General features: G+C 43.5%; 25 protein-coding genes, 1 pseudogene and 1 other annotated feature. Of the genes and pseudogenes, 5 read left to right on the forward strand and 21 right to left on the reverse strand.

The window, feature by feature from the left end; translation table 11 throughout:
* Positions 1–53: 53 nt before the first annotated feature.
* The 4 genes from V5G21_RS19435 to fadH all read right to left on the reverse strand — a co-directional run bounded on the left by V5G21_RS19435 (position 54) and on the right by fadH (position 4,067).
* Entirely contained in the window at positions 54–461 is a 408-nt protein-coding gene (locus V5G21_RS19435; protein ID WP_011246833.1) for a CoA-binding protein, read from the reverse strand.
* A 6-nt stretch (positions 462–467) separates the two neighbouring features.
* Positions 468–2,027, reverse strand: coding sequence for an ABC transporter permease/substrate-binding protein (locus V5G21_RS19440; protein WP_251225607.1), 1,560 nt, complete (start codon positions 2,025–2,027; stop codon positions 468–470).
* 91 nt (positions 2,028–2,118) lie between these two features.
* Positions 2,119–3,153, reverse strand: coding sequence for an ABC transporter ATP-binding protein (locus V5G21_RS19445; RefSeq protein WP_338465028.1), 1,035 nt, complete (start codon positions 3,151–3,153; stop codon positions 2,119–2,121).
* A gap of 122 nt (positions 3,154–3,275) precedes the next feature.
* Entirely contained in the window at positions 3,276–4,067 is a 792-nt protein-coding gene (gene fadH / locus V5G21_RS19450; RefSeq protein WP_338465029.1) for a 2,4-dienoyl-CoA reductase, read from the reverse strand.
* 561 nt (positions 4,068–4,628) lie between these two features.
* Here fadH and V5G21_RS19455 point away from each other — a divergent pair.
* A complete protein-coding gene (locus tag V5G21_RS19455) occupies positions 4,629–5,222 on the forward strand; it encodes a MarC family protein (RefSeq protein WP_011246837.1) in 594 nt (197 codons plus the stop codon).
* A gap of 37 nt (positions 5,223–5,259) precedes the next feature.
* Here V5G21_RS19455 and V5G21_RS19460 read toward each other — a convergent pair whose 3' ends face one another.
* On the reverse strand, positions 5,260–6,762 hold the full coding sequence (locus V5G21_RS19460) for a carboxypeptidase M32 (protein WP_011246838.1): 1,503 nt from the start codon (positions 6,760–6,762) through the stop codon (positions 5,260–5,262).
* Positions 6,763–6,871: 109 nt separating this feature from the next.
* Here V5G21_RS19460 and V5G21_RS19465 point away from each other — a divergent pair, with 109 nt between their 5' ends.
* Positions 6,872–7,180 carry an iron-sulfur cluster biosynthesis family protein gene (locus tag V5G21_RS19465; RefSeq protein ID WP_063609553.1) on the forward strand — a complete coding sequence of 103 codons (309 nt, stop codon included), beginning with the start codon at positions 6,872–6,874 and terminating at the stop codon, positions 7,178–7,180.
* A gap of 169 nt (positions 7,181–7,349) precedes the next feature.
* Here the strand turns inward: V5G21_RS19465 and V5G21_RS19470 are convergent, their stop codons facing one another.
* From V5G21_RS19470 to V5G21_RS19495, 6 genes are all read right to left on the reverse strand, one after another.
* Positions 7,350–7,910 (reverse strand): class I SAM-dependent methyltransferase, encoded by a 561-nt coding sequence (locus tag V5G21_RS19470; RefSeq protein WP_063609552.1) that lies wholly within the window; start codon positions 7,908–7,910, stop codon positions 7,350–7,352.
* Between the two features lie 174 nt (positions 7,911–8,084).
* Positions 8,085–9,338 (reverse strand): MFS transporter, encoded by a 1,254-nt coding sequence (locus V5G21_RS19475; RefSeq protein WP_082111968.1) that lies wholly within the window; start codon positions 9,336–9,338, stop codon positions 8,085–8,087.
* 66 nt (positions 9,339–9,404) lie between these two features.
* Positions 9,405–9,661, reverse strand: a binding site (T-box leader).
* A 212-nt stretch (positions 9,662–9,873) separates the two neighbouring features.
* Positions 9,874–10,152: a DUF2564 family protein gene (locus V5G21_RS19480; RefSeq protein ID WP_011246842.1), complete on the reverse strand. Its 279-nt coding sequence runs from the start codon at positions 10,150–10,152 to the stop codon at positions 9,874–9,876.
* A 78-nt stretch (positions 10,153–10,230) separates the two neighbouring features.
* Positions 10,231–11,751 carry a gluconokinase gene (locus tag V5G21_RS19485; protein ID WP_167369557.1) on the reverse strand — a complete coding sequence of 507 codons (1,521 nt, stop codon included), beginning with the start codon at positions 11,749–11,751 and terminating at the stop codon, positions 10,231–10,233.
* A gap of 126 nt (positions 11,752–11,877) precedes the next feature.
* On the reverse strand, positions 11,878–12,171 hold the full coding sequence (locus V5G21_RS19490; RefSeq protein ID WP_062746792.1) for a hypothetical protein: 294 nt from the start codon (positions 12,169–12,171) through the stop codon (positions 11,878–11,880).
* A 271-nt stretch (positions 12,172–12,442) separates the two neighbouring features.
* Complete coding sequence (locus V5G21_RS19495) at positions 12,443–12,793, reverse strand: SH3 domain-containing protein (protein ID WP_062746790.1); 351 nt, start codon at positions 12,791–12,793, stop codon at positions 12,443–12,445.
* A gap of 271 nt (positions 12,794–13,064) precedes the next feature.
* Here V5G21_RS19495 and V5G21_RS19500 point away from each other — a divergent pair, with 271 nt between their 5' ends.
* Genes V5G21_RS19500 through V5G21_RS19510 form a run of 3 tightly spaced genes read left to right on the forward strand, consistent with a single transcriptional unit; the run spans position 13,065 to position 16,787 of the window.
* Positions 13,065–14,585 (forward strand): spore germination protein, encoded by a 1,521-nt coding sequence (locus V5G21_RS19500; protein ID WP_063609549.1) that lies wholly within the window; start codon positions 13,065–13,067, stop codon positions 14,583–14,585.
* 16 nt (positions 14,586–14,601) lie between these two features.
* Positions 14,602–15,717 (forward strand): GerAB/ArcD/ProY family transporter, encoded by a 1,116-nt coding sequence (locus tag V5G21_RS19505; RefSeq protein WP_063609548.1) that lies wholly within the window; start codon positions 14,602–14,604, stop codon positions 15,715–15,717.
* Entirely contained in the window at positions 15,714–16,787 is a 1,074-nt protein-coding gene (locus tag V5G21_RS19510; RefSeq protein WP_063609547.1) for a Ger(x)C family spore germination protein, read from the forward strand. Before V5G21_RS19505 ends, V5G21_RS19510 begins: the two co-directional genes overlap by 4 nt.
* Before the next feature lie 41 nt (positions 16,788–16,828).
* On the opposite strand, the gene V5G21_RS19515 is transcribed toward V5G21_RS19510, so the two are convergent.
* From V5G21_RS19515 to V5G21_RS19560, 10 genes and pseudogenes are all read right to left on the reverse strand, one after another.
* Positions 16,829–17,038, reverse strand: coding sequence for a hypothetical protein (locus V5G21_RS19515; RefSeq protein WP_035202542.1), 210 nt, complete (start codon positions 17,036–17,038; stop codon positions 16,829–16,831).
* Between the two features lie 446 nt (positions 17,039–17,484).
* Positions 17,485–18,714 (reverse strand): methyl-accepting chemotaxis protein, encoded by a 1,230-nt coding sequence (locus V5G21_RS19520; RefSeq protein ID WP_073304084.1) that lies wholly within the window; start codon positions 18,712–18,714, stop codon positions 17,485–17,487.
* Between the two features lie 27 nt (positions 18,715–18,741).
* Positions 18,742–19,119, reverse strand: a complete 378-nt coding sequence (locus V5G21_RS19525; protein ID WP_011246850.1) for a hypothetical protein — start codon at positions 19,117–19,119, stop codon at positions 18,742–18,744.
* A gap of 63 nt (positions 19,120–19,182) precedes the next feature.
* Positions 19,183–19,554 (reverse strand): carboxymuconolactone decarboxylase family protein, encoded by a 372-nt coding sequence (locus V5G21_RS19530; protein WP_011246851.1) that lies wholly within the window; start codon positions 19,552–19,554, stop codon positions 19,183–19,185.
* Positions 19,555–19,571: 17 nt separating this feature from the next.
* Positions 19,572–21,206 carry a thiamine pyrophosphate-binding protein gene (locus tag V5G21_RS19535; protein ID WP_063609855.1) on the reverse strand — a complete coding sequence of 545 codons (1,635 nt, stop codon included), beginning with the start codon at positions 21,204–21,206 and terminating at the stop codon, positions 19,572–19,574.
* A gap of 396 nt (positions 21,207–21,602) precedes the next feature.
* Positions 21,603–22,586, reverse strand: coding sequence for a Gfo/Idh/MocA family protein (locus V5G21_RS19540; RefSeq protein WP_063609854.1), 984 nt, complete (start codon positions 22,584–22,586; stop codon positions 21,603–21,605).
* A 64-nt stretch (positions 22,587–22,650) separates the two neighbouring features.
* The gene (locus V5G21_RS19545) at positions 22,651–23,790 is read right to left on the reverse strand and encodes a THUMP domain-containing class I SAM-dependent RNA methyltransferase (RefSeq protein ID WP_011246854.1); all 1,140 of its coding nucleotides are present in this window, start codon (positions 23,788–23,790) and stop codon (positions 22,651–22,653) included.
* A 33-nt stretch (positions 23,791–23,823) separates the two neighbouring features.
* Positions 23,824–24,087 (reverse strand): hypothetical protein, encoded by a 264-nt coding sequence (locus V5G21_RS19550; protein WP_011246855.1) that lies wholly within the window; start codon positions 24,085–24,087, stop codon positions 23,824–23,826.
* A gap of 162 nt (positions 24,088–24,249) precedes the next feature.
* Positions 24,250–25,356 (reverse strand): RNA-guided endonuclease TnpB family protein, encoded by a 1,107-nt coding sequence (locus tag V5G21_RS19555; protein ID WP_011246856.1) that lies wholly within the window; start codon positions 25,354–25,356, stop codon positions 24,250–24,252.
* A gap of 11 nt (positions 25,357–25,367) precedes the next feature.
* Positions 25,368–25,662: pseudogene (locus V5G21_RS19560) on the reverse strand (IS200/IS605 family transposase); the annotation flags it as partial.
* Between the last annotated feature and the right edge of the window lie 3 nt (positions 25,663–25,665).

Here is a 25,665-nt window from a genome sequence, read left to right on the forward strand (position 1 = left end):
CTGGCTACCTTGTTTGACAAAATCAAGCCCGCACCTATGATGCGGGCTTGCGCTCATTTAAACTTAGCATGCTCTACTTTGATGCAACGGTCCATGACTGTTTCAACCCCATGTGCTTGCAAATAATCATATGCTTCCTCGTTAACGACGCCTAATTGCGACCAAAAGACGCCAATGCCTGCTTTGACTGTGTCTCTGGCAATCTCAGGGAGAAACTCGCTGCGGCGAAAAACGTTAACGAGATCGACCTCACCCTCAATATCGAGGAGCGATGGGTACGCTTTTTCACCGAGCACTTTATCGACGCGGGGGTTGACAGGAATAATGGTGTATCCTGCTTTTTGCATCGCCTCGGATACCATGTAAGACGTGCGTTCCGGATTGTCAGATAAGCCAACAACGGCAATGCGTTTTTTCGTATGAAGCAGTTCTTTCATTCGTTCATCACTTGGGTTTTTCATCTGTGTTCACTCCTTTTCGTCTTTCAGCAGGCCTTTCTCTTGCAAAAATTCGCCTGCTACTTGATAAGGGTCTTCGTCGTTAATGTCCACGCGATAGTTCAATTCAGATATTTCTTCGACAGAACCAAGTCCAGCGAGTTGGTTTAAAATCGACTCCAATTCAGGATATTCTTCGATCGCTTTTTTGCTTACTAGCGGCGCTGCTTGGTAAGGCGGAAACAACGACTGGTCATCTTCTAAAACAACCATATCATACTGGACAAGTTGCGGGTCTGTCGAGAAAACATCGCTTACTTCTATGCTCTCGTTTGCGATCGCTTGGTAGCGAGTGGAAACGTCAATCGATGTGACATGTTCAAACGAAAAGCCATACGCTTCCTCAAAACCAAGATAGCCATCTTGTCTGTCCATGAATTCAAAGCTGAAACCGACGTGAAGTTTAGTAGCGTAAGGGCTCAAATCGCTTATTTTCTTGATGTTGAGTTGTTCAGCCTGTTCCCGTGGCATCGCCAGCGCATACGTGTTTTGAAAGGCCATCGGCTTAAGCAATACGTCACCGTATTCAGCAAGGAGGCCATTGCGCGCTTGTTCGTAGGATGTCTGTTCATGATAACTGAAATCTTCTGTTCCCAACAAATCACTAAGAACCGTCCCTGTAAATTCCGGATAGAGATCAATATCTCCAACACGTAAGGCGTTGAAATTCACGCTTGTCTCACCAAGAGGAGCGACCACTTCAACAGTAAGGTCAGTGTCTTGTTCGATTAAATGTTTATACATATTGGCGAGGATTGGTGGTTCAGGGCCGAGTTTTCCGCCGATAACTAAATCTGGTTCATCGCTTTGAATAAAGGAAGCGATCGGCGAAATCGCGACGATGGCAATGGCAACAAGGAGCACGCTCGCAAGCGGCTTATACGTTGTTCCTTGTGCGTGCGCTGCACGCTTCTCGCTGAAGCGCAACACAAAATCGAGTGCTAGCGCAAGCAACGCAGCTGGAAGGGCGCCGAATAAAATGTATTCATTGCTTGTCCGCTGAATACCGGTCATAATGATTTGCCCAAGTCCGCCGCCGCCAACAAGCGCTGCCAGGGTGGCAGTGCCGACAATCAGCACCATTGATGTACGGATGCCTGCCATGACTGTTGGCATGGCGATGGGTAGTTCTACTTTCAGCAAACGGCGGTATGAATTCATGCCCATTCCTTTCGCCGCCTCGATCAGGGATGGGTCAATGCCTTTAATTCCTGTATATGTATTGCGCAAAATCGGCAGTAACGCGTAGGCAGTAAGCGCAATGATAGCTGGAGTCGTGCCAATCCCGACAAAAAGGACTAAAAAGCCAAGCAAGGCGAGCGATGGGATCGTTTGCAAGACGGCAGCAGTGCCGATCACCCACTCCGATATTCGTTTATAACGAGTAAGCAAAATCCCTAGTGGCACGCCAATCGCCACTGCAATTAGCAAGGAAGCAAGCGACAATTGAATATGTTCCCAAAATGCGCGTATTAATAAATCGGAACGCTCGTGAAAAAGGTTGATATAAGATGTCCAAAAGGTAGCCATATGTTTTTGCTGCATGCTTAAAGCGCGCGAACGCTGTCCTGCTTAAGCTTGCAGTTCTTCCCCATTTTGTATGCACGCGGACAGTGCTAGATTAAAGTATTTTTAGGCTCAGTTTGGCCAAGTCTTCATAAGAAATGGTGCCAATTAGGTGATTTCCTTCCGTGACTGGAAGGGCTGGCACACCTTGTTTTTGTAAAGCTTCAAACGCTTGCTCAAGCGTGCTGTCCCGATTTAAAGTCAACGGGTCATCAAGCAAAACGCCATGATAAAAAGCGCGGGTTAGTTCCTGCTTATCGTTGATTTCATATTGCAACTCGGCTTGATTCGTGTTCACTCTTTCTTTTACGTAGGCGCTTTGGTAAACAGGCATCATTACGTCTTTTAGTGGCAAGTGCCCAGGAGAGATCGTGTGCCCCATCATTTCTTTCACAAGGTTTGTGCGCGGATTTTCCCTTAGTTCCTGAGGCGAGCCAATTTGCACGATTTCTCCTTTTTCCATTACCCCAATGCGGCTGCCGAGTTTCGCCGCCTCTTCCATATCGTGTGTGACAAACACAACTGTTTTCTGAATGGTTTGTTGCAACGCTTTAATATCGTGTTGGAGCTGGCTCCTTGACAACGGGTCAAGGGCGCTGAATGGCTCGTCCATTAACAAAATATCTGGATCAGCCGCAAGTGCTCGAGCCACCCCTACACGTTGTTGTTGACCGCCGGACAAATCACTTGGCATGCGCTCCCGGTAAATCGTAGGTTCAAGTCCGACTAAATCAAGCAATTCATCGACGCGCTTTTCAATCGTCGACTTCTTCCATTGTTTCATTTCTGGCACAATCCCAATGTTGTCTGCCACAGACATATTCGGAAATAACGCGATTTGTTGTAAAACATAACCAATGTTCCAGCGCAATTCATGAATGTTTGCTTGAGCGGTATGTTGGCCGTCGATGAAAATCGCGCCAGAAGAAGGTTCAATGAGACGATTAATCATTTTAAGGGTTGTGGTTTTCCCACAGCCGCTCGGGCCAATTAACACAAAGAATTCCCCTTTTTCGACTTTAAAGGAGAGCTTGTTTACAGCTGTTGTGCCGTCAGCATATACTTTAGAGACTTGCTCAAAGGCAATCACGTTATCCTTCTCCCCCTTATGATTAGGCGCTTTTTAGTTTATACCCGATTTTGTTTTTTTTAACCACAGCATCCCTTCCGAGGAAAGAATAATCCCCGCAAGGTTGCCCCTGCGGGTTGAGGTTATGTGCGAAAAGTAGCAGCGCCTGTTTGAAAGCCAGACTGGCCAATGTGTTGACCCCCATCAATCGTGATACAAGTGCCGTTAATGTAAGCCCCGTCTGGAGACAACAAATAAGAAGCAAGTTTGGCCACTTCTGTCGTCTTGCCAAAGCGGTTCAGGGGGATGCTTTTTACCGCTTTAGCATGAGCATGCTCATCTTGAAGCAGTTTTTCAACGCCGCCTGTGTTTTCAATCGGGCCAGGCGCAATCGCATTGACGCGTATCCCATACTGGCTTCCCCATTCGACGGCCAACGTTTTCGTCATCGCTAGGACGCCCGCTTTGGCACTGGCTGAATGGACGACTCCTGGGCCGCCTGTCCATGCATAGGTGGCGACAATGTTGATGATCGACCCTTTTGCATCGTCAGCAATCCAGCGCTTTCCAACTGTTTGCGTGACATGCCATGTTCCATGTAAAACGATGTCAATGACCGCATTCCAACCATTTTCAGACAAGTCCTCAGCTGGACATAAAAAGTTCCCAGCCGCATTGTTGACAACTCCGGTCAATGGCCCAAGCGATTCGTAAATCGCGGTTACCATCTTTTCGACATCGGCCCGGTTCCGCACATCGACTTCATAGGTCGCCACTTGACCAGGGAATGTTTCAATTTCCTGTTTGGCTTGCGTTAATTTGTCGCCATTTCGTGCACAAATAGCAACAAATGCCCCCTCCTCAGCAAACTGTTTAGCAATCGCTTTGCCCATGCCACTGCTTCCGCCTGTAATTAATAGGACAGGCTTGTCCATAACGGCCTCCTTCCTTCTCGCAAGTCGGCTTCCTCTCACTTTTATTATCCTAAATAAGACTCGATAATGAAAGAGATATGGACTAAAAACGAAGGATTTTATAACGGATTGGCGTCGCCTCGCAAAAATAGCCGGTTAACACTGTCCGTTTCTATCGTACGCGCAAAGGTGAGGAAGCGACCATGGCTAAATGCCGCTTATCATCAGCAATCAGTACATTGCCATTATGAACCTAAATCTTCTCCGTTTGTACCCTAAACTGTCGCTCAACTGTTGTAGAAACTTTTCGTCACGTCCTCACCCCACTGATAAACTGTTAAACGTGATTAATTTCAGTGGTTAGAAAAAAGTATTATCGCCGAACTCGAAGGCTGAAATGTTTCCAACTCATCGGCCATCGTCGTATCAAAGGGAAGCTTTTGTTTGGGAAGGAAGCGGATGGTAGCGCCCTTCTCCCCTTCCCATTTGGGAGCGCTAATTTTTTTGAATTTAGCTGTATAGCCGAGAAAAAACAGGGCAAACTACGAGCAGCTAACTCATAATAAAAAAGGAGCGTTTGGCATGGTGTCGTTTTTCATCCACGCGTTCGTTTCAATTTTTGCGATTCTTTACCCCATAGGCAATCTCTCTGTGCGGCTAGGGCTCGCCCATATAAAAGGGGATACTCAACGAATACATAAAGCAGCAAAAGCCATCCTTGTTGTTTTAGGAGCCTTAACTACGTTGTTACTGCTGGAACAATGGCTGTTACTGCTTTATAACATTTCCATTGAAGCCTTTACGATTGGCTGTGGGCTATGTTTATTAGTGATTGGTTGTAAATTGCTGCAAGGGAAAACGAGGTATCGCAGCAAGCAAAAAACCATTTTCGCTACAGTTGCTAGCCAAGGCGCTGCCGGTGCAACGATGTGCTTAACGGCGAATCAGAATCACCGCTGGTTTTATGTGCCGATTACCTTTTTAGCATTCGTGAGTGTGCTCGTTTTATCGCTTTTGCCCCTCTTGGTTGCGAATTGGCTTCGTGGGCGCACGGGGCAAAAGGGCCTATCGTTGGTGAAACGAGCAACAGGTGTTGCCTTAACGGTGATTGCGATTGAAATGGTCGTCATGGGCTTTGCCGATATCCTTCCGTCTTTTGAACAAGAAGCAGCATAAAGAAAAAGATTGCCGGCTAAGGCAATCTTTTTTGTTGTTAAGAAAGTTCGTATAGGTTGCTGTATTTCTCGGTTAAATAGGATAGTAAAGGCTTGGCGTCGATCGATTTCCCAGTAATATCAGCAATGATTTCTTGCGGTTTTTTTAAGCTGCCATAACGGTGAACGTGCTTTGTCAGCCATTCGCGAATAACGCCGATCTGTTCTTGTTCAAGCAATTGATCGAAATTTGGCAAATCGTTTAACATCGCTTGCTTCATTTGTGCCGCGTATATGTAGCCAAGTGCATACGAAGGAAAATAGCCAAAGGACCCGGATGACCAGTGGACGTCTTGGAGGACGCCTTCTCCATCGTTTTCAGGTCGAATGCCTAAATATTCTTCCATTTTATCATTCCATAGACGTGGCAAGTCTTTGACTTCAATTGTCCCTTCAAACAGGCCTTTTTCTAGTTCATAGCGCAAAATAATGTGTAGGCAATAGGTAAGTTCATCTGCTTCAATACGAATGAGGGATGGCCTAGATTCGTTTAAAGCAAAGTAAAAGTCCTCAAGCTCGACATCGTCAAATTGGCTGCCGGCATGTTGTTTTAAAAGGGGATACACGTTTTTCCAGAAAGGAAGCGATTGGCCGACAAATTTTTCAAAGAACAATGATTGCGACTCATGTATACCCATAGAAGTGCCACCAGATAGAGGCGTTCCGATGAACTCGTGATCGATGTTTTGCTCATAAAGGGCGTGGCCGCCTTCATGGATTGTGCCAAGCAAGGCAACGCGGAAGTCATGTTCGTTGTATTTAGTCGTGACGCGGACATCATTTGGGTTAATGCCAATCGCAAATGGATGGACCGTTTCATTTAGGCGTCCTTTGTCAAAATCGTAGCCAATATGTTTTAGTACAGCGTGGCTAAGTTTTTCTTGGTCCGCCTTCGGGAAATAAGCATAGAGCGGCGCTGTATTTGGCTGTTTCTTAGCGTTAGACACCTTTTTTACAAGTGGAATCAATGCTGCTTTTAGTTCTGCAAAGACTCGGTCGAGTGTATCGGTGAAAACGCCTGGCTCATAATCATCGAGGAGCGTGTTGTACGGATGACCTTCATAGCCACGGTACTCAATAAACTTCTTGTTGTATGAGACTAATTCTTCCAAGTAGGGCTGGAACATCGCAAAGTCGTTCTTTTCCTTCGCCTCCTCCCACACCGACTCGGCTGTCGATTGCAACATGACATATGCTTTAAACTCGTCAGCAGGAATTTTCGTGTTGCGGTCATACGTTTTCTGGCAATGTTCCTTTGATTTTAACACTATATCCGACAAATCCGTAGCTTTATCCAATGCAGCGAGCATGTCTTTCATCTGATCGGACACAGACATAGCAAACACTTCAGCGGATAACGTACCAAGCACTTCAGCACGCTGTGGGACGCCTGCTTTTGGCGCGCCCGTACGACCATCCCAAGCCATAAGCGCCATTGCTTGCTTATAGTGGTTGATTTTTTTTACGTATTCAAGAAACTTTTTTTGGATATCGTTTTCCATTTTGCTTATTACCACCTTTCTATTTTCTACAATAGCAAGGTTTGTATCGTTTGGACAACTATTTTATAAGCGATATGGTACACTAAACAACGGATAGGAGTGGAAACAAATGAACATTCATGTATCGAAGCAAGCGGCTGCTTTCTATAAAAGAGAAATGGAATTGCCTGCAGGCGCGATTCTTCGCCTGTATGTTCGTGTTGGTGGTGTTGGCTCTGGCGGTTTTTCAGTTGGTATTATGAGAGAAGAGGAACTTAATAACCGCTATTATATCGAATCTGGCTCGCTTTATTTTACTGTTTCAGAAGATGATTTCTGGTATTTGGACGGCATGACCATTGATTATGACGCTGACTTGGAGATGATCGTCTTTCAGCAGCCACGTTTTGCTGATTTGCACCATCCACTGGAAACGTGACAAGGTTGTTGATGTAGATGGCAAAGCTGGGTTTTAAACGAAATGGACTTTTTATAAACGGGTAGCGACCTGAATCTACGAAATTTAGGCGCTTTCCCGCTTACGGCGATAAGCCAAAAGGATTCCCCTTCTGATCTTATGCTCCTTTTTTGCAATACGGGTAAAAGTTTTAGTCATTCTTTTGGGCCACAATGATATACACGGGTTGATTAGCCACTTTAGCTTGAAGATAAAAAGCTTGGACGATATCAAAACCAGCACGAAGAATTTCTTCTTTCATCTTTTCCGATGAAACTCGCGGGCCAGTTGATAACTCTGCCTCCTCTAATTCAATACAGAGAAACACGCCTTTGCTTTTTAAGACCCTATATATTTCACCTAATGCGAGCGAAAGTGGTTTCACTTCGTGAAGCGATATGGAAGCAACTGCCTTATCGACTTTTTCGTCATCTAGTTGTATATCTTTGAAATCTGATACGAGCGTTTTTATATTGGTTATGCTTTGTTCCTTCGCCTTCATTTCCAAGTACTTTAACATCTCTTCATCAAAATCGAGTGCAATGACTTCATCTACATACTTAGAAATGGGAAGACTTATATAGCCTGCTCCTGCTCCAAGATCTAATAATGTATCCTCTTTATGAAGGGATATAAACTGAAACAGCTCATCAGCAGAGGGACGCTTTATCTTCTCCAAATTAGTTATTTTTCTATTTAATTTCTGATTCATGGTCATTCTCCTTTTATTATAGATATTTAGACTCTGTTATAACTTTAATTAAGTCATGACTTATTGTCAACATTTTTGTCTATTGAACAAAGAAACCCCCATGCCTGATGATAAATGGGGCATGGGGGTTTGTGACATTCTTCTTTTTTATAACGTTGTTTATGTTGCCCTTTTCTAATTGGTATCAGAGGCTTGCAGTGCATGTTCCTCAGAATAATATGCTGCTTTCGATGGTTGTGTATTGCAAATAAACAATATTATTGTCACAACAAACATAAGGAGGCTTCCGCACACAAGGATGAAGCGAATAGAGATGAATTCAGCCATCATTCCAAAAATGATCGTGCCAATAATGATGAAAAACGCCTCGATGAAACCATAAACACTACCAACACGCCCCATCATGCTAATTGGAACATTATTTTGGTAAAATGTGTAAAATCCTGTATTCATAAACGCCATTGAAAATGATAAAGTAAAAAAGCCAATTGCTGCCGTTAAAAAAATAGTTGAAAAAGCATATATGATATAACCGACGGAAATCATCAAGGCTCCAAGACCGATTAGCCAAGAGGTAGCTACTTTTTTAACAATGAGTATGTTTACAAAGGAGCCTACAATGATGCCAACACCCGCAATACTTACTAGTAATCCATAATCTCTTTCTGATAAAGAAAGCACTTTTGTTGAAAATGCCGCTTCCAATGAATCGATCGCAGTTGCCAAAACCATTACCCCACTAAATAGGAAGTAAATGACCATAATATACACGTGTTTACGACTAAAATCTACGACTAATTGCCAATCAAGTTTTAAGATCTTCAAGCTTATTTTTTCTACTTCCGCTTCCATAACATCATCTTTTTCAAGATTAGGCATGAATAATGTGAGTAGTGCTGATAAAAACAGAGCGATGGCATTCATGTATACCGCAAAATTGGGGGTGCCAATCATAAACATCATCCCTGCAATAGCAGGCCCAATAACAAATGCCCCAGAATCGATGAAGCTTCGAAGAGAATTAAACCGTTTTCTTTGGTCCCGTGGGATTAACTTCGTAATATAAGTCATGGATGTAGGCTCATACATGGAACTAGCTATATTTATTAAGAAGACAATGCCGTATATTGCCCAAAGAGAGGATAATGAAGGAAGTACAGCAATAAACACTGCTTGGAATATAGCGCACCATACCATAAGGTGCTTTTTATTTAATCGGTCAATTAGACTCCCTGACCAAAAGGTGGTAAACAATGCAGATAAAGCGCGAAGTATATATAGACCCGAGACAGCCATTACGCCCATCCGGTCAAGAACAATTAAATTTAATGCGATAAAATACACCCATTCTCCTATACTGGAAATGCCAATACTAGACAATAAAATGGACGGGTATTTCCACGACTTTATAAACTTTTTTATACGCATTTTTATTTCCACTCCTTTGAAAATCTAAATTTGGAAAATAAAAAAACTCACCCCCAAGACTATTGTCTTGAGGACGAGTTGTTGCGCGCCGTGGTGCCACCCCAGTTTGGCAATATGTCACCATATTCCCCTCATTAGGTACGGTATGAAGTCCATACGTATACCCTAGCTCTATAACAGGAGCTCCTGTCACACTATCACCTACATGGGATCCAATGTGCCGCTCTGAGGCTTGCTTCCAACCATTCCTCCTTACTCCTTTTCACCAACTGGAGCTCTCTTTGAAGAATTCCTGATTGTACTCTTCTCTTCATCGCATTTTTTTGATTGTCGCTTAATGAATGTTAGACAATCATAGCAAATCTTCACGTGGGAAGTAAAGTACTTTATACGTCAAATTATCCTTGTTTCAAGTGAATGGTCGTCGGTGGTATCCCCCACTGCAACAAGGTTTAGCTTGTTCCTGTCGCAAAGTGGAAAATTGGATGGGGCCTCTTTCCCTTTGTTGTTTGTTTTAGACCATATATAGCGCTGCCTAGTCTTGCAAGTCTTCTTCTGCCTCATGCAATTGATGAGCCGCTTGGTCGAGCAAAGCCGATGAATGAGCTGCAAAAGCGTTATCCATGTTATGCTGGTGAGCAAGTGCATGTGTAAATTGTTCGCGTGCTTGCTTTAATGCCGCATTTGCATTTTCAATTTGGTCAGGGTCCATGCTATGGGTAGCTTGGCCAACCGCATGTTGTGCAGCTTGGATGGCAAGTTCAATTTGCTTGAGATCGCTGTAGCCATATACATCTTTAGGGTAATTGTTCATGAGTCTGCCTCCTTTATGGCTAGCATGAACGGATTTATACCCATTTATTCAAATTAGTTAACATAATAAAAATACGGTTTACTTACTTTGAAAGGCTGCAATGGCGCTAAATTCTGTTTCTAGTTTTTGGTACAGGCGTTCATACATAGCAAACAGCTCTTGGTATACTTCTGTATGCTGAAGGTTAGGCTTAAAAAGGAGTGCCTGCTCTTTTTTCTCTGTTTTTGCTGCGGCAAACATATCGAGTTCCCCAATGGCATGTTTGGCAAGCAAAACAGCTCCTAGCGCTGAAGCATGGTGAGACGGAGGCAAAGAGACATCTTGGCCAATGATATCCGCCAGCATTTGGACCCATTCAGGCGAGCGAGCAAATCCGCCTGAAGCTTGGACGCGGTCGATTGTGCCAAGGGATTGCTTCAATGCGTTTACAACGGAGCAAATGCTATAGAGGACTCCTTCCATTACAGCTCTTGCAAAGTGAGAATGTTGATGGTGCATAGAAACGCCGAAAAAAGTCCCTCTTGCATCCGGGTCCCAAAATGGAGCACGCTCCCCATTTAAAAATGGAAGAAACAGCAAACCTTCGGAACCAGCAGGAACATTGGCCGCTGACTTAATAATCGATTCATGGATAGAGCGTCCATTTGCTTCCGTTTGCATTCCTTTTGAAAATTGGTCAATAAACCATTGCAATGCCATACCACCGTTGTTGGTCGCACCGCCTGCGATGAACTTTCCTTCTGTAAGCGCATAACAAAATGTTCGCTGTAACTCGTCCGTCACTACGTCATCTACAAGCGTTCGCACAGCTCCACTTGTCCCAATAGTAATCGCAACCGTTCCTTTTTCTAGCGCGTCAGCGCCAATATTGGCCAATACGCCGTCCCCTGCGCCAATAAAAAAACGGCAATCCGTTCCAACTGGAAGCAGCGCTTGTGCCTCTGCTGTTAGCGGCGGCAATTCGTAAGTTGTGGGCACGAGCGAAGACAACTTATCTTCACTAATTTCAAGAAAAGCTAATACGTCTTTATCCCATGCTTGTTTCCGTAAATGATAAAGGCCTGTCCCACTCGCCATTGAATGATCGACCACATAGTGGCCAGTCAATCGCAAACATAAATATTCTTTCATCGTGATAAATTTATACGCTTGTTTAAAAACAGATCGCTCATTTTCTCGTAACCAGTGGATTTTGCCAATCCAAGACATCGGATGAATCGGTATTCCTGTATTTTCATAAAAATGTCTTCCTTGGCTTGTCCCTTTTAACGTTTTTATAAAAGGGGCGCAACGATTGTCTGCCCAAGTAATCGCAAGCGTCAGCGGTTTGCCGTTTTGGTCAACGGCGATGAGTGAATGCATGGCTGAGGACAAGGCAACCAATGAAACATCTTTTCCTTGTATTTGCCCTTTATTTATAACGTGGTGAAGGACTGTAAAACAAGCATCAACGACGACATCTGGATCTTGCTCTGCATAGTTTACCTTCCGTTTTAGCAATGGATAGGCAATTTCACATGCGCAAATTTCTTCGTTGTTCGCTGTATAGAGCACGGCTTTTGCGCTCGTAGTGCCTATGTCTAAACCAATTGAATACACGAAAAAAATCCCCCTCTCCCTTCTTATCATTACGCAAATTCGCTTTTTTGTCACGGCTTTTGTGGGAATTACGTGTAGGGTAAGATGGTCAGTATTTCTGTTGATTATCTCATAAGTAGAAGGATTTCAAAAAGGAATTTCTTTTCGCCGCTCCCCTATTTCAGAAAACCAATTGGCATCTTTCAATTCCAGTGCAAGTAATTGCATCGTATGGTAATCCTCGTCTTCTAACGTCAATTCGGCTTTATGTATGTCTTTATAGTAAATTAAAATCGGCGCTTTTGACCGTTCGGGATGAAGCGTATGGAAATAGTACGTTTGGTATAAAGGATCTTTGCAATGAAAGGATTTGTTTTTTTCAATCCACCCTAAAATCGTGTGATTGCCTCGTTTTATTGTTACCCACGAACCATCTAGCATAGCGTGCACTCCTTTAGGTGTAGTGTTGTTTATTTTGTTTTTTTTATGTGAAATACGATAAGTGAAATTATGAGGAAAGTGGTGGAAAAGTAGAGCTACACGTATCAGTCATGGAAAGACATATGTGGCTCCACGGGGGATCTATCAACGAACAACCTATTGTTTGCGCCCGTTTATCAACATAGCGGACTTCGTGATTCCAGGCAGTTTTATTTATGCATCATTTTTGAATGAGTTCTTGCCGGTCATTGATTCGCTCTTTCTATTTTGCCTATTGCTGCTTTAACAGCATGGCAGCTGGGATCCAGCCTTCCTCGCCTTTTTCAGTACGAGCAAACAGCCAGCCGTTTAATTCTTTATTGACAATAAGCCGTTGTCCTACTGCAACTGTCAACTCGTGTGCAGTATAGGATTCCAACAAATAGGCCTCTCCCTTTTCATTTGGAACTGTTAAAAATTGTTTCGGTACCCACCCCTTCTTATGCGATTTGTCCGCTTCACAAAAAATCCACTTTGGGTAATCGGTATCTTCCTCGCCATATTGGACGCTCTCGCCTTTTTCTAAAATGAGTGGATCAGGATAACACGTTTGATACCTTTTAGTAACAATATATAATGACATCTGACGACTCCTCTTCCATTTTTTTTTATTATAGAAGCCAGATAACATTTCGTCAAAATTAAAAAAACATCTCCACAGTGGCGAACAATCCATGTGAAATGGCCAATAAAAAAACGCCCTGCCTAGTGGTTACTATTACCCGGCTTAAACGATGTACATGCCATGAACAGTGAGCTTATCAATCTTTTTCCCACCCCACATTCTCTTTTTCATGCATAAAAGAAGTGGCTCAACACAGACTAATGGACATGCCAATCTCGGAGTGATGCCAATGCCTAAACAAAGCAAACAAGGCCGTTTCGAACGAAAAATTCGTAAACAAAAACGTTCAAGCGCGAAGACGCTGGAAGAGCTCCTTGACTTGTGTCGGCGATCAAATGATTTTCATTCCTTTAAACAGGCGGACGACAATCCTTTTGAGATTTATTATTTTTCATCGATCGTCAAACCCAACGTCATCCATGAACAGATTTTGCCAGTTCTTGCTAATAAGCAACTTAAAACACTCGTTGGTGTAAAAGAAGCGATTAGAGTAGAAGAAACGAAAATTGAACATCAGTTAGCTAAAATTGAACAAGCTTTAATGCGCGGCGAAGTCCTTATTTGTCTTCAACAGGCACCGACAGAAGCGTTGCTTGTCCCAGCACAGCAAGCTGAAACTCGTTCGATCAATCCGCCTGAAGTCGAGTTTAGTGTAGTTGGGCCAAAAGAAGCGTTTGTTGAACCGCTGTCGACCAATATTAACTTAGTGCGCAAGCGGCTGCCGATTCCAGACCTTGTCATAACCGAACGAATCGTTGGCCATTTAAGTAAAACAAAAGTAGCAATTTTACATATAGACGGCATTACAAATAATCAAGTCGTACAAACGGTCACACAACGCATTGAAGACATCGGCTTTGATGAAATCATCGATAGTTCTTATATCGCGCAATTGATTTCAGATGACTCCAATTCGATTTTCCCGCAACTGATTGATACAGAACGCCCCGACCGAGTTGCTGCGATGCTCGCCGAAGGAAAAGTTGCCGTAATTGTTGATGGCTCGCCCCATGCACTTACTGGGCCAACTTCATTTGTTGAATTTTTTTCTGCTATTGAAGATTATTTTTTGCCATGGCCACTCGCCTCTGCTTTTCGTCTTATCCGGCTATGTGCTGTATTGTTTTCGATTTTGTCGACAGCCTTGTATGTGGCTGTGATGACGTACCATTATGAAATGATTCCGACACAACTGCTGAATACACTCGTTTCCTCGCGAAGCGGCATTCCCTTTCCGCCTATTTTTGAGGCGTTGATTCTCGAACTTGTCATTGAGTTGCTAAGAGAGGCTGGAGCACGATTGCCGAATAAAATTGGCCAAACGATTGGGATCGTTGGCGGTATTGTTATCGGAACTGCTGCCGTCGAAGCAGGCCTTACAAGCAATATACTCTTAATCATTGTTGCTTTGACTGCGCTTGCTTCCTTTACGACACCTATTTACCAAATGGGCAATACAATCCGGTTGATTCGTTTTCCTTTTATCCTTGCTGCCCAGTGGCTTGGCTTTTTAGGAGTAGCGGCTTGTTTCGCCCTCATTCTAAGCCATTTACTTGTTTTAACTTCGCTTGGACAACCTTATTTAGCACCAATTTATCCGTTGAGAGTAACTGATTTGAAAGACTCCTTTTTTAGGTTGCCGTTTAACAAACAGAAAAAGCGCCCCGTAAGCGTACGAGCTAAGAAACGCAAGCGCTTTAGCTCCAGCCACGACGGCAACCATCTAAAAAAGCGCGACATCGAGGAGTAAAAAAAGGAGTGGACCAATGATGCCAGCTACACACACTCAAGCCCCAAGTGAAAGTCGGCTACTCTCGCCGTTTTTCAGCTTTTTTATCGTTGTCGGCGCTCAAATCAGCGTTGGCGTCCTTGGTTTTGAGCGAATTATCGCTACGTTTTCAGGCCAGGACGCTTGGTTATCTGTGGTGCTGGCAGGGATGACAGTCCATGTACTCGTGTGGCTTCTATACGGCATATTGAAGCGAGGGGAAGGAGACCTTGTCGCGATCCACAAAGCCGTGCTTGGAAAAGCAGTTGGTGGTTTGCTGAACCTTTATTTTATCGGCTATTTTGCCTTGCTTGCTTACACGGTCATTCGTACGTATATCGAGATTATTCAAATGTGGATGTTTGTCGAAGTGTATGTATGGGTATTGTTTTTGCTGCTCGTCTGCCTTGCCTATTCTTATGTAACAAATGGGCTGCGTGTCGTTGTCGGTCTTTGTGTGATTGGCCTCTTTGTTTCAGCCCCATTGCTTTTGGCAAATTATTTTGCATTTACACATGCGAATGTTAGCAATCTGTTCCCTTTGTTCGAACATTCACCGCAAGCCATTCTCCTCGGCAGCAAAGCAATGACGCTTAATATGCTCGGCTTCGAGGTTTTATTGGTTGCCTATCCCTTTTTAAAAAACGGTCCTGCATCGCAAAAATGGAGCCATTTAGCGGTCTTCACAACCACACTCATCTACACGCTTGCAATTGTGTTAACGACTATCTATTTTAATCAAAATCAACTTAATCAAACGATTTGGGCCACAATTACCTTATGGAAAGTCGTCGATTTGTCCGTCATCGAACGCTTTGAGTACATTGGTATTTCGACTTGGCTATTTGTTGTGTTGCCTACCATTTGCTTGCTGCTTTGGGCAGCAAGCCGCATTGCAAACCAAGCCTTCTCCATCAAACAACGCACCGGATTGCGCCTGTTAATTGTCTTGCTGTTTGTTTGCTCCTTTTTCGTCGTAGGGCGTAAGGAAGTCAATCAATTGAATGATATGACAGCCGCAATTGGCTTTTGGACCATTATTACTTACGTCCCATTCTTATACATTGCCCAAAAAGTAAAGCTTGCTGTTATTAAAGGAGGGAACAAACGATGAAAAAATGGCTGCTTGCCCTTTGCTGCGTTTTAGTGCTAGGAGGATGCGCGCCTCGTACAAAAGTGATTGAAGACATTCAGCTCATTCAAGCAATTGGCTATGATTATGTGAATAAAAACGAATTCAGGAGCGTAGCGAGTTCACTCATCGTCCTTCCTAGCGAGGAAACGCTGCCGCAAACAAAAGTATTTACTGCTACCGGAAATACTTCGCGGATCACACAAAAAAAAATGCAAACAGAGTCTTCCAAATACATGGTTGTCGGCCGGATTGGGCTCATGTTGTTTCAAGACCGCCTTGCCGAAGACGGCATTTTTTATTTTTTAAATGTCCACCAACGGGATTCAATGATCGGACGCAATCTTCGCCCTGCGATTGTTGAAGGAAAAACATTCGATTTGCTCTCTAAAAATTACCATTTAGACACGACTGTTTATCAATATTTAAATGAATTACTTGAACAGAGTGAACGGGAAATTTACCCACGTGTCACACTGCATACCGCCTTATACCAATATTACGCAGAAGGCACTGATATGTTTTTGCCCATCATTAAAGGCAATGATGATCACGCTCGTGTAACAGGCTTGGCATTGTTTAAAGAGGACCGTTATATCGATAAGCTGAATGTCCATGAAGCTTCCTTTTTTAAATTGCTTTCAGAGCCGTTCCGAGGTGGTTTTTACCAAGTGCAAATTAGCAGTGATTCGTTTGCAAGCCTTGAGAATGTCCAAGCAACACCGCAATACACGATTACCAAAGACGATAACGGCTTACATGTTTCTATTCTCGTCTACATGAAAGGCGTTGTTAGTGAAAGTGGCGGCTTAAGCATGAGTGCCAAAGACCTCACTAAAATAAAAGAGCTCGGCATTCAACAGTTCGAAGAGCAAATGCAAACACTAGTTAACAGGTTCCAACAGCGCGGCATCGATCCGATTGGCCTTGGCGACGTGGCCAGTAGCAAAATCCGCCATTTGAATATGGAGCAATGGCATGACACTTACCCATCTCTTGATATTGATGTCAACGTCGATCTAACCGTGATCGGAAGCGGCATTACAGATTAAAGCGTCAAACCCGTATCTGTCTTTAGGCACAACTTGGTGATTTAATAAACTGCAACTAAAAAATCGCTCTTGCTGTATACTCGGATTGGAATATCAGGATACTCTTTTTTCAAAGAAGGAATTTGTTGCAATGCTTTTTCCTTTTTCTTGTAATACTCAGGCTTACCTACCCGCTGCCCTGCTTCATCAATGAGCGTAATCAGCCACATTGCCTCAAATACGTCGTATGTGATTTCAATTCTGCTATCCATAAAAACAAGCCTCCATTTATTCATTGATACTGTTTCATATCATTGTAGCAAAAAAGCAAGAAAAATGTCGATTTTTCTTGCTTTTTGTTCCTACTGCGATTAAGAAAATGGATTCTGCAAGCAAAAAAAGCCTTTGCCGCAATGGCAAAGGCTTCAAAGGAAAACTTTGAAAAGGGATAAGGGGGATCTTACAAACTAAATGATAATGAATATCATTTTCAATGTCAAGCCCTTTTTGTGCTTTCTTCTTTAAAATGCCTTTAAAAAAGGAGCTGATTTTGGTCAGCTCCAATCATGGCTCACCCCACTACCAGAAAGAAGGGAGATAACTGTATTATAACGAATTGCATTTTTGCTGTAAACAAAAAAGTTGACCGAAGGAAACTTTTTGACCCACAACTAAAAATGGCAACAGCACCGATCAAGGGCTGTTGCCATTTTATTCATTAAGCCAACTGCGTATCGAGTTCGTAAACAACATCTGTTAAAACAGTCGCTGAAGCGGAGATTTCTTGCATCGATGCGCTCAGTTCTTCCACCACTGCCGCTACATGTTGTACGCTGCCATTTGCTTGTGCCGCTATCGCAGAAATGTCGGCAATCGTGCCCGAAATGCTGTCCATATGGCTAGAAACTTCGCGGATAGATTCTGAGACATCTTGGATGAACTCATCGACTTCCAGAGCATTGTCGTAAATGTCTTTAAAGACAATGCCAACTTCACGGCTCATCGTTATCCCGTCTTCCACAGAAATAGTGCTTTTTTCAATCACTTCGGCTGCTTGTCTGCTTTGCTGGTGAATTTCAGAAATGATCTCTTGAATATCGCTTGTCGCAACATTTGTTTGTTCTGCCAATGATCGTACTTCGTTAGCGACCACAGCAAATCCCCTTCCATGTTCGCCTGCCCGCGCTGCTTCAATTTCTGCATTAAGGGCCAGCAAATTGGTTTGCTTTGAGATGCCGACAATAAACGTGAGAATGTGTTCAATTTGCTCTGTCTTTTTTCCAAGCTCACGAATGACTTCGTGGGAATGCTGGACATGATCGCCAATCAGATCAATTTGGGCCGTAATATTTTCGACGGCTTTGTTCCCGTTTTTAGTATGGGTTAAAGCCGTTTGCGAAGATTGGGCGACAAATTCGGTGCTCTCTAATACTTCTTTTACGTTAAAGACAATTTCCGCAGCTGTGCTATTCACGTTTTGGATAGCTTCTACTTGTCCTGTGTTGCCTGCCGCTACTTCCTGCATCACTTCTGCAATCTCCGCTACGCCTTCGCTAGTTTCAGCGGCAGATGCTTGCAATTGGGCGGAAACGGTAGTTGTTTTTGCAGTTAGCTCGTTGTTCTTTTCTTGATTGTCTTTTACCGTTAGCGCCTCAAGCAGCATATCGAGCTGACTCGCAGCTTTCCCTTCTTTAATTGCACCAAAATTGACCTGTTGTTCTGCTTTTTTTAAAGGGGCAAACATACGCTTAGAGAAATAGCTAGCAAGGAGCACGGTGAGTCCGCTGGCAATTATAAGGCTCACCCATAGTTCAAAACGAGCAAACGAAAGGGGATAACTAAGTTGCCCGGCAAGCGCCAGCACAACAACCGGAACAATCATTGCTATAAGGGTGCAGCCAGCTAATCGAATTTGCAGTTGCTTATAAACTGAACCTTTTCTTTTCATATTTGCTAACCGTGCCTTTCCGTGTGTTTACATTTTAAAATCGGGAGCGCCGATAAATGCAAGCGCCTGGTCTAAATCGGTAAATGCCCGCACGCTTTCATATGTTCCGGCCTTTTTTGACAAGCGGTTTAACTGCATTTTCAACGTAACACTTGGCGTAATTGTTGCATTCTTATCAACATTGCTAGCTACCCACTCCATTAATTCTCCCCATATTTCGCTCACTTCTGGTTTGGCAACCGTTTTAATATGGCTATTGTCATTTAGGAATTTCTTTATGCCTGGCTTGCTTAGTTCGCTTTTGACAAAAGCTGCTTGTTCTTTCGCTTCCTCCACAGTCGCAGCCATTTCCAAATACTTAAAGTAAAAAACGTCATCTTTTATTTTCGTTTCAAATTTTGCCATTTTTGCTTCCCCCAATTCAAATGTTGTTAAACCGAAAAATCAGTCTTGATATGTGGCTAATTGCTATGGTGTGTATTCATCCCATACTTGCTTAAATACAAATAAGGCATGGATGGCTTTTGGAAATCCGGCATACGCACTACAATGATTAATGACTTCCAAAATCTCTTCCTTTGACACCCCGACACGCAATGCTGCTTTGTAATGATAGGTTAGCCCCCTGCCTTGGTCCCCTTGTGTAATTAAAGAAGAAAGCGTAATTAACGCCCGTTGTTTTAAGTCAAGTGCGTCTCCCGCATATACATCGCCATAACCAAACTCAAGCGCTAGCTTCGCAAGGCGCGGCGAAAACGCTTCGACTGCCTCCATGGCCTCGATCCCTGCTTCGCCCGCCATCTCTTCAATTTGTTTCCATCCTAATTGTGCTTTTTCCATGGTTTGAGTTCCTTTCTTTACCCTCGTCCGAGCGTTGGCGGCGTCTCTTCTTTGCTGACCATGACTTCAACCACTACCGGCCCCTCAAATCGGTTCCCTTTTTGCACCGCTTCTTTCACTTCTGCAACAGTGTTGCAGCGAAACCCTTTTGCCCCTAAAGATTCTGCAAATAGGGCAGCATTGATTTCCTGTTCATACCTTGTTCCTGCTGTCCGACCTAAATTATGCTTCATTCCTTTGTCAACCATATCAAGCATGCCATTATTAAAGACAACGAATAGGACATTCGTTTTTTGGTCGACTGCTGTAGCGATTTCTGTCCCGTGCATGTATAAGCAGCCATCTCCAGTAAAACAAGCAATTGGTCGTTGAGGTTGAGCCATCTTTGCCCCTATTGAAAGACCGATCGCATGGCCCATTGCCCCAAACACATCATCGAAGTAAAACGTTCCCGGCACCAATGTACGAAAATGCTTAATTGCATAAAACGTGTGGCTGCCGTCATCTCCATAAACAACAGTGTCTGCTGGCAGCACTTCCCGAAGTGCGCCCATTGTTTGCGCAGTAGAAAGTCGATCACAACCATCGACTGGCGCGCGGTTCCTGTCTCTGTACTCTCGCAAATCAACCTGTTGCCGTTGTGGAAACTCCTTTGCCTCAAGCAACAGTTGCTGTAAATTGATTTTGGCGTCTCCTTGGACAAATAGCGTATCAGCAGGCAGCGATTTCCCGACAAATAGCCCTTGATAATCAAAATGGAGCACTTGACTTGGCATTCCTCCTGCTGTAAGCCCTACTGTTGACATATCGCTTAGTTTTGAGCCTACTACAAGAAGCAAGTCAATCGGCTTGTCTTTTACATAAGCAGCAGCTCCTTCTGTACCGCCTAATCCGAGACTGCCAAGAGAAAGAGGATGATCGGTCACAAACGTCCCTTTTCCACCAGGAGTCGTCACAACAGGTATACTCCACTTTTCCGCTACTTGTTCCACTTCCTTGTAAGCACCAGAAAAATGGGCACCTTTCCCAACTAGCATGAGTGGACGTTTTGCTCTATTCAACGCTTTAATGGCTAGTTGAATGTTTCCTGAGCGTATGTGGTCTTGCACCGGTAAACGAGAAAGCGTAAATTCATCCACTTCCTCAATCAAAATATCCAACGGAACGGACAAATGGACCGGCCCCTTTGCTCCTGTCAACGCCTGTTCTTCCGCATGCTGTAAATAGCGCTTGAGCATTCCTTTGCTTTCGACTTTCGCACTGAATTTTGTAACAGGCTTGAACAAAGCTACTAAATCAGTGCCAAACATGCTTGAATCTTGGCCAAGCGCCATCCCTGATTGTGAAAGTGGCGGATGTCCTGTAATGAATAAAACGGGTGCATGGAAGGCTTGAGCCTGGGCAGCCGCAGTAATCATGTTTGTGCCACCTGGACCAGACGTCCCAATTGCCACTCCTAGTCCGCCTGTTTGCAGGGCATATCCAGTAGCCATAAAGCCTGCGCCACCTTCATGTCTAGCCAGGACAAACGATACTCCACTTTCCTCCATCGCCAAAATCAGTGGAACAACCGGTTTTCCAGGAACGCCAAAAACTGTCTTGCAACCTTTTTCCTTTATAAATTTCACTATCATTGACGCAACTTTTGGCATTCATACTCCTCCCTACGCACTATTACAGCTTCAGTGGTACCTCTCAAACAAATCTCGATAAATGTACTCTCCAAGGTAAGTGAGGTTAGTGCTGTACTTATTTACATATTATTTCTTATGGTAATTAAATCGTTGTATACACCACCTTCATTACACCTCATTTGGTCGTGTTTAAACCAAGCTCCTCTTTTATATCGGAAACGGACCGCTATCCTTTAAGGCAGCACCTGTGAACAGATTGTAAAAAAGTAAGGCATTATGAAGAAAATTTTGAGATGGCCCCATCGAGCAGGTGTATGGAAAAAAGCTCACCACTCTTATTCACACAAACAGCCGACGACGTCCCTTACGTTATTGAAGTAGGACGCTATCGGCTCGAATAAATTCTGATCCTGTTTATTGCTGATCAGCCGCAAACACAATATTGGCTGACTGTCTTGCTTTTTCAAATACTTGCATAACAGAATGCGAATGCTTTAGTAATTCTTCACAACGGTCATATCGCTGGTTGTCATAGATGTCTTTAAATGCACGAAGTTCATAATACATCAGGTTACTGCTCGTTTGTTCATTCAAATCGATTGCTTGGTCTTGTAAATGCACGCTCACATTGCGGCACCCATTTGCGCCATTTTCCACATGAATGTACCCTTTTTCTCCTTGTATCAAAACGAAATTTTTGCTTCTCGTATCTTTAGCGCCCACACACTCAGCTACCAAATCGCGGTATTTTAATACAACGACTCCTGAAGTGTCTATTCCATTTGGATGTTTGTTTGCTGTGTAGTCAACTGACTGAGGCGCTCCAAATAAATGTAGGACAAAGTGAAGATTGTAAATATTGATGTCAGCTAATGCACCGCCAGAAAATTGCGGATTAAACACATTTGGAGTTTCACCAGCCTTTAGGAGATCATAGCGGCTAGAATATTGACTATAATTACATTGAATGAGCTTAAGCGGGCCTAATTCGCCAATCTGTTCTTTAATAAGGTGATAATTGGGCAAATGAATGGTCGTAATCGCTTCAAACACCATTAATCGTTTTTCGCGAGCAAGTTCCATGATTCGTTCTGTTTCTCGTACGGTCGACGTAAATGGCTTTTCACAGATAACGTGTTTTCCATTTTGTAATGCCTCGTACGTATGGCTAAAATGGAAACTGTTTGGTGAAGCTACGTAAATAAAGTCGATTGCTGGATCCGCAAACATGTTTACTAAATCCGTGTAGATCATTGTTATCTTGTGTTTCTCAGCTAATGGCTTCGCTGTTTCTTCTTTTCGAGAGTACATGGCAACACATTCAGCACCGTCTATGTCTTTTAAAGCGGATAAAAATAAATCTACAATCGAACCAGTACCAATCGTTCCTATCTTCATCTTGATCCTCCCTGATAAGCACCGTTTTTAAAAAAGCCCGCTTATGCGCGGGCTTTCGTTAAAACTACTCTTGTTTTGGCGGGCGTGGCCCAAAAAATTGATAGAAGTCTGTCTTAATGTTACCGTTATAAAGTTTGCGTTTTTTGTTCGCTTTTTTGCCATATAGCTGTTCAAACTCCTCGTGGGAAGTTAAAACATAAACAGACCACGTATCATGTAATGCCATGACTTGTCCCATTTCTTTGTACAAATGCTCGACTTCTTTTTGCTCCCCTAACCGTTCGCCGTAGGGGGGATTGCCAACTAAAATTCCGTATGGGCGCTTATGGCGAAAATCTTTCATTTGCATTTGTTTAAATTGAATCACATCGCCTAACCCTGCTTCTATTGCATTCCCTTTTGCCAGTTCAACCGCACGGTGGTCAATATCTGATCCAATGATATCAAGAGGCTGGTCATAATTAGCCAAATCTTCAACCTCTTCACGCGCTTGTCTCCAGCGCTCTTCCCCAATCCAGTGCCACTCCTCGGATACGAAGTCACGGTTAAACCCCGGTGCAATGTTTTGGCCAATCATGGCTGCTTCGATCGCAAGCGTCCCCGAACCACAAAAAGGATCAGCGAAAGGACGGTCTTTCGTCCATGTCGTTAACTGGATCATCGCCGCAGCAAGCGTCTCTTTTAATGGCGCCTGATTATGTAAAACACGGTATCCCCGCTTATGCAAACCTGTTCCGCTTGCATCTAATGTTAATGTCGCCACATCTTTTAATAACGCTACTTCTATTCGGTATAGCGGCCCATTTTCATCAAACCAGCTACGTTTATAGCGTTTTTTCAAGTTTTCGACGACTGCTTTCTTTACAATCGCTTGGCAATCTGAAACGCTAAATAGCTTTGATTTGACAGATCGCCCAATAACAGGAAATTCCGCATGGGGCGGCAACAAATCCGCCCACGGGAGCGCCTTTGTTTTCTCAAACAATTCATCAAAAGTCATGGCTTTAAATTCGCCAATGCGGATTTTGATCCGATCTGCTGTGCGCAGCCATAAATTTGCCCTTGGAATCGCTTCAACTGCTGCTTCAAACAACACACGGCCGTTTTCAACGGTTACGTTTTCATAGCCAAGCTGGCGTACTTCCCTTGCAGCAATTGCTTCCAGTCCCATTGTGGTTGTGGCAATGAGCGTCACTTTATTCATCGTTCATGCCCCTTTCTCTTCTCTTCACTGGCGCTAATGCCATAAATAGCCGCCTTGCGTATAAGCAAAAACAGCTCCTGCAGCAGCAATGACGCCAAAAGCAAACATTAAAAATGTCGCGAGCTTTCGCGTACGTAAGGAGCGGTGGTGCAAAAAGACAATCAGCATGTATAACGCAAAAAACAAGACAAGGAATACTCCACCTGCAAGTAAATCACCTTGAATCGCAAAGCCAATCCCAGTTAACAGGAAAAGCACAACGCCTATGAGATACATCGTTTTTGCTTGGTTGTCCATTTTTCTTCCCTCCTGCCAAACAGTGTTCCCCGTTTATTCTATCAGATTCCAGTGAACTACCGCCACCTACGCTTCGCTTAAAGGTGGAGGCTTCTAAGGTAATCGCACCTAATGGTACGAAATTGACTTAGCTATCGAGCCTGTTCCATGCTCTATTGATAATTATACGAACCGTCGTAACCCTTCACGTTTGATATTGATAGCAGCGTTCCAATCTCGATCTGCCACAAAACCACAATCACAATGGAAGATGCGCTCTGAAAGAGCGAGAGACTCCCTTACTTGACCACAACATGAACACGTTTTGGATGATGGAAACCACTTATCTATTTTGATAAGCTGTTTCCCCTGATCCTCTAACTTGTATTGGAGGAATGTCGTGAACATGCCCCATGCATGATCAGCAACGCTTTTGCCGAAATGAAGGGCTTGTGCCATTCCTTTCATGTTGAGGTCTTCAATCACCACGCAGTCATACCGTTTCGCTAATTTGTGTGATGCCTTATGTAGAAAGTCTTTTCGTTGGTTCGCCATTTTTTCATGTAGCTTCGCTACTTTCAGACGCTGTTTGTGCCAACGATGAGAGCCTTTCTTTCTGCGTGATAAAATACGCTGTTCCTTCGCTAACTTTTCCAAGGCTTGGCAATAGAAACGAGGGTAATTGGCTGTCTTCCCTTCTTCGCTATCGACAAATAAGCCATTCATGGAAAAATCTAAGCCAACAACAGCTTGTATGTCTTTTTGTGTAGGTTGATGTTCGTATTCAGTGAGAATCGAAACATTGTATTTTCCTGTTTTTGTTCGAGAAACCGTACAAGACTTGAGGACATGGTGGGACGGAATTTCCCGATGTTGTTTCATTTTTACAAGTTTCAGTTTCGGTAATTTGATATAGCCATCCAAAAGCATGATGTTTCCGTTGACCACATTGGTTGTGTAGGACTGTCTTGCCTTGCGGCTTTTGAACTTCGGAAACTCACCACGACCAGAGAAGAAGTTTTTGTATGCCTTCTGCAAATTCAGTTGGGCGTTCGCCAATGCGAGACTATCGACTTCTTTGAGCCATACAAACTCCTTTTTGTACTTGGCAGGAGTCGAGAATTTTTGCTTTTTCAAGGCTTCTTTGTCGTCCTTGAACTTCTCATATGTTTCCTTTCGTTCAGCCAACATTTTATTGTAGACGAAACGAACGCAACCGAAGGTTTTCACAAGAAGCTGCTCTTGTTCTCGCGTTGGGTACAGACGGAACTTATATGCTTTGTTTGCCATATCGAATCACCTCACTTCATCCCTTGATTTTCTATATTCTTTATCCCTTCGATGGGCGAACCACCCGTTGTAAGTAAGCAAAAGCTTCTTGACCAAACATACTCTTTCAACGTTTTCTTTCCACTTATGGAACATGCTTTTTGATAAGTCGAGAACTTGCGCTTTTATAAGCATTTCACTATTCGGATGAGCTTTGAACAAAATAGGTACATGGCCAACATCGTGATTCCATTCTGTCAAGGAAATATTAGCATTTCCCTCCAGTCTAGCAAACCTTTCTTTTACATAGTGAGATATGGCATCATCAAC

This window comes from Shouchella rhizosphaerae (assembly GCF_036700015.1).
GTDB lineage: Bacteria > Bacillota > Bacilli > Bacillales > Bacillaceae_D > Shouchella > Shouchella rhizosphaerae.

Coding starts and splice junctions, on each gene's coding strand:
- V5G21_RS19440 (WP_251225607.1), bottom strand. CDS start 2,027: ATGGCTACCTTTTGGACATCTTATATCAACCTTTTTCACGAGCGTTCC.
- V5G21_RS19555 (WP_011246856.1), bottom strand. CDS start 25,356: ATGGCAAACAAAGCATATAAGTTCCGTCTGTACCCAACGCGAGAACAA.
- V5G21_RS19455 (WP_011246837.1), top strand. CDS start 4,629: ATGGTGTCGTTTTTCATCCACGCGTTCGTTTCAATTTTTGCGATTCTT.
- V5G21_RS19530 (WP_011246851.1), bottom strand. CDS start 19,554: ATGGAAAAAGCACAATTAGGATGGAAACAAATTGAAGAGATGGCGGGC.
- fadH (WP_338465029.1), bottom strand. CDS start 4,067: ATGGACAAGCCTGTCCTATTAATTACAGGCGGAAGCAGTGGCATGGGC.
- V5G21_RS19470 (WP_063609552.1), bottom strand. CDS start 7,910: ATGAATCAGAAATTAAATAGAAAAATAACTAATTTGGAGAAGATAAAG.
- V5G21_RS19535 (WP_063609855.1), bottom strand. CDS start 21,206: ATGCCAAAAGTTGCGTCAATGATAGTGAAATTTATAAAGGAAAAAGGT.
- V5G21_RS19515 (WP_035202542.1), bottom strand. CDS start 17,038: ATGGATAGCAGAATTGAAATCACATACGACGTATTTGAGGCAATGTGG.
- V5G21_RS19520 (WP_073304084.1), bottom strand. CDS start 18,714: ATGAAAAGAAAAGGTTCAGTTTATAAGCAACTGCAAATTCGATTAGCT.
- V5G21_RS19475 (WP_082111968.1), bottom strand. CDS start 9,338: ATGCGTATAAAAAAGTTTATAAAGTCGTGGAAATACCCGTCCATTTTA.
- V5G21_RS19505 (WP_063609548.1), top strand. CDS start 14,602: ATGATGCCAGCTACACACACTCAAGCCCCAAGTGAAAGTCGGCTACTC.
- V5G21_RS19465 (WP_063609553.1), top strand. CDS start 6,872: ATGAACATTCATGTATCGAAGCAAGCGGCTGCTTTCTATAAAAGAGAA.
- V5G21_RS19550 (WP_011246855.1), bottom strand. CDS start 24,087: ATGGACAACCAAGCAAAAACGATGTATCTCATAGGCGTTGTGCTTTTC.
- V5G21_RS19525 (WP_011246850.1), bottom strand. CDS start 19,119: ATGGCAAAATTTGAAACGAAAATAAAAGATGACGTTTTTTACTTTAAG.
- V5G21_RS19435 (WP_011246833.1), bottom strand. CDS start 461: ATGAAAAACCCAAGTGATGAACGAATGAAAGAACTGCTTCATACGAAA.
- V5G21_RS19540 (WP_063609854.1), bottom strand. CDS start 22,586: ATGAAGATAGGAACGATTGGTACTGGTTCGATTGTAGATTTATTTTTA.
- V5G21_RS19480 (WP_011246842.1), bottom strand. CDS start 10,152: ATGAACAATTACCCTAAAGATGTATATGGCTACAGCGATCTCAAGCAA.
- V5G21_RS19490 (WP_062746792.1), bottom strand. CDS start 12,171: ATGCTAGATGGTTCGTGGGTAACAATAAAACGAGGCAATCACACGATT.
- V5G21_RS19545 (WP_011246854.1), bottom strand. CDS start 23,790: ATGAATAAAGTGACGCTCATTGCCACAACCACAATGGGACTGGAAGCA.
- V5G21_RS19495 (WP_062746790.1), bottom strand. CDS start 12,793: ATGTCATTATATATTGTTACTAAAAGGTATCAAACGTGTTATCCTGAT.
- V5G21_RS19460 (WP_011246838.1), bottom strand. CDS start 6,762: ATGGAAAACGATATCCAAAAAAAGTTTCTTGAATACGTAAAAAAAATC.
- V5G21_RS19500 (WP_063609549.1), top strand. CDS start 13,065: ATGCCTAAACAAAGCAAACAAGGCCGTTTCGAACGAAAAATTCGTAAA.
- V5G21_RS19510 (WP_063609547.1), top strand. CDS start 15,714: ATGAAAAAATGGCTGCTTGCCCTTTGCTGCGTTTTAGTGCTAGGAGGA.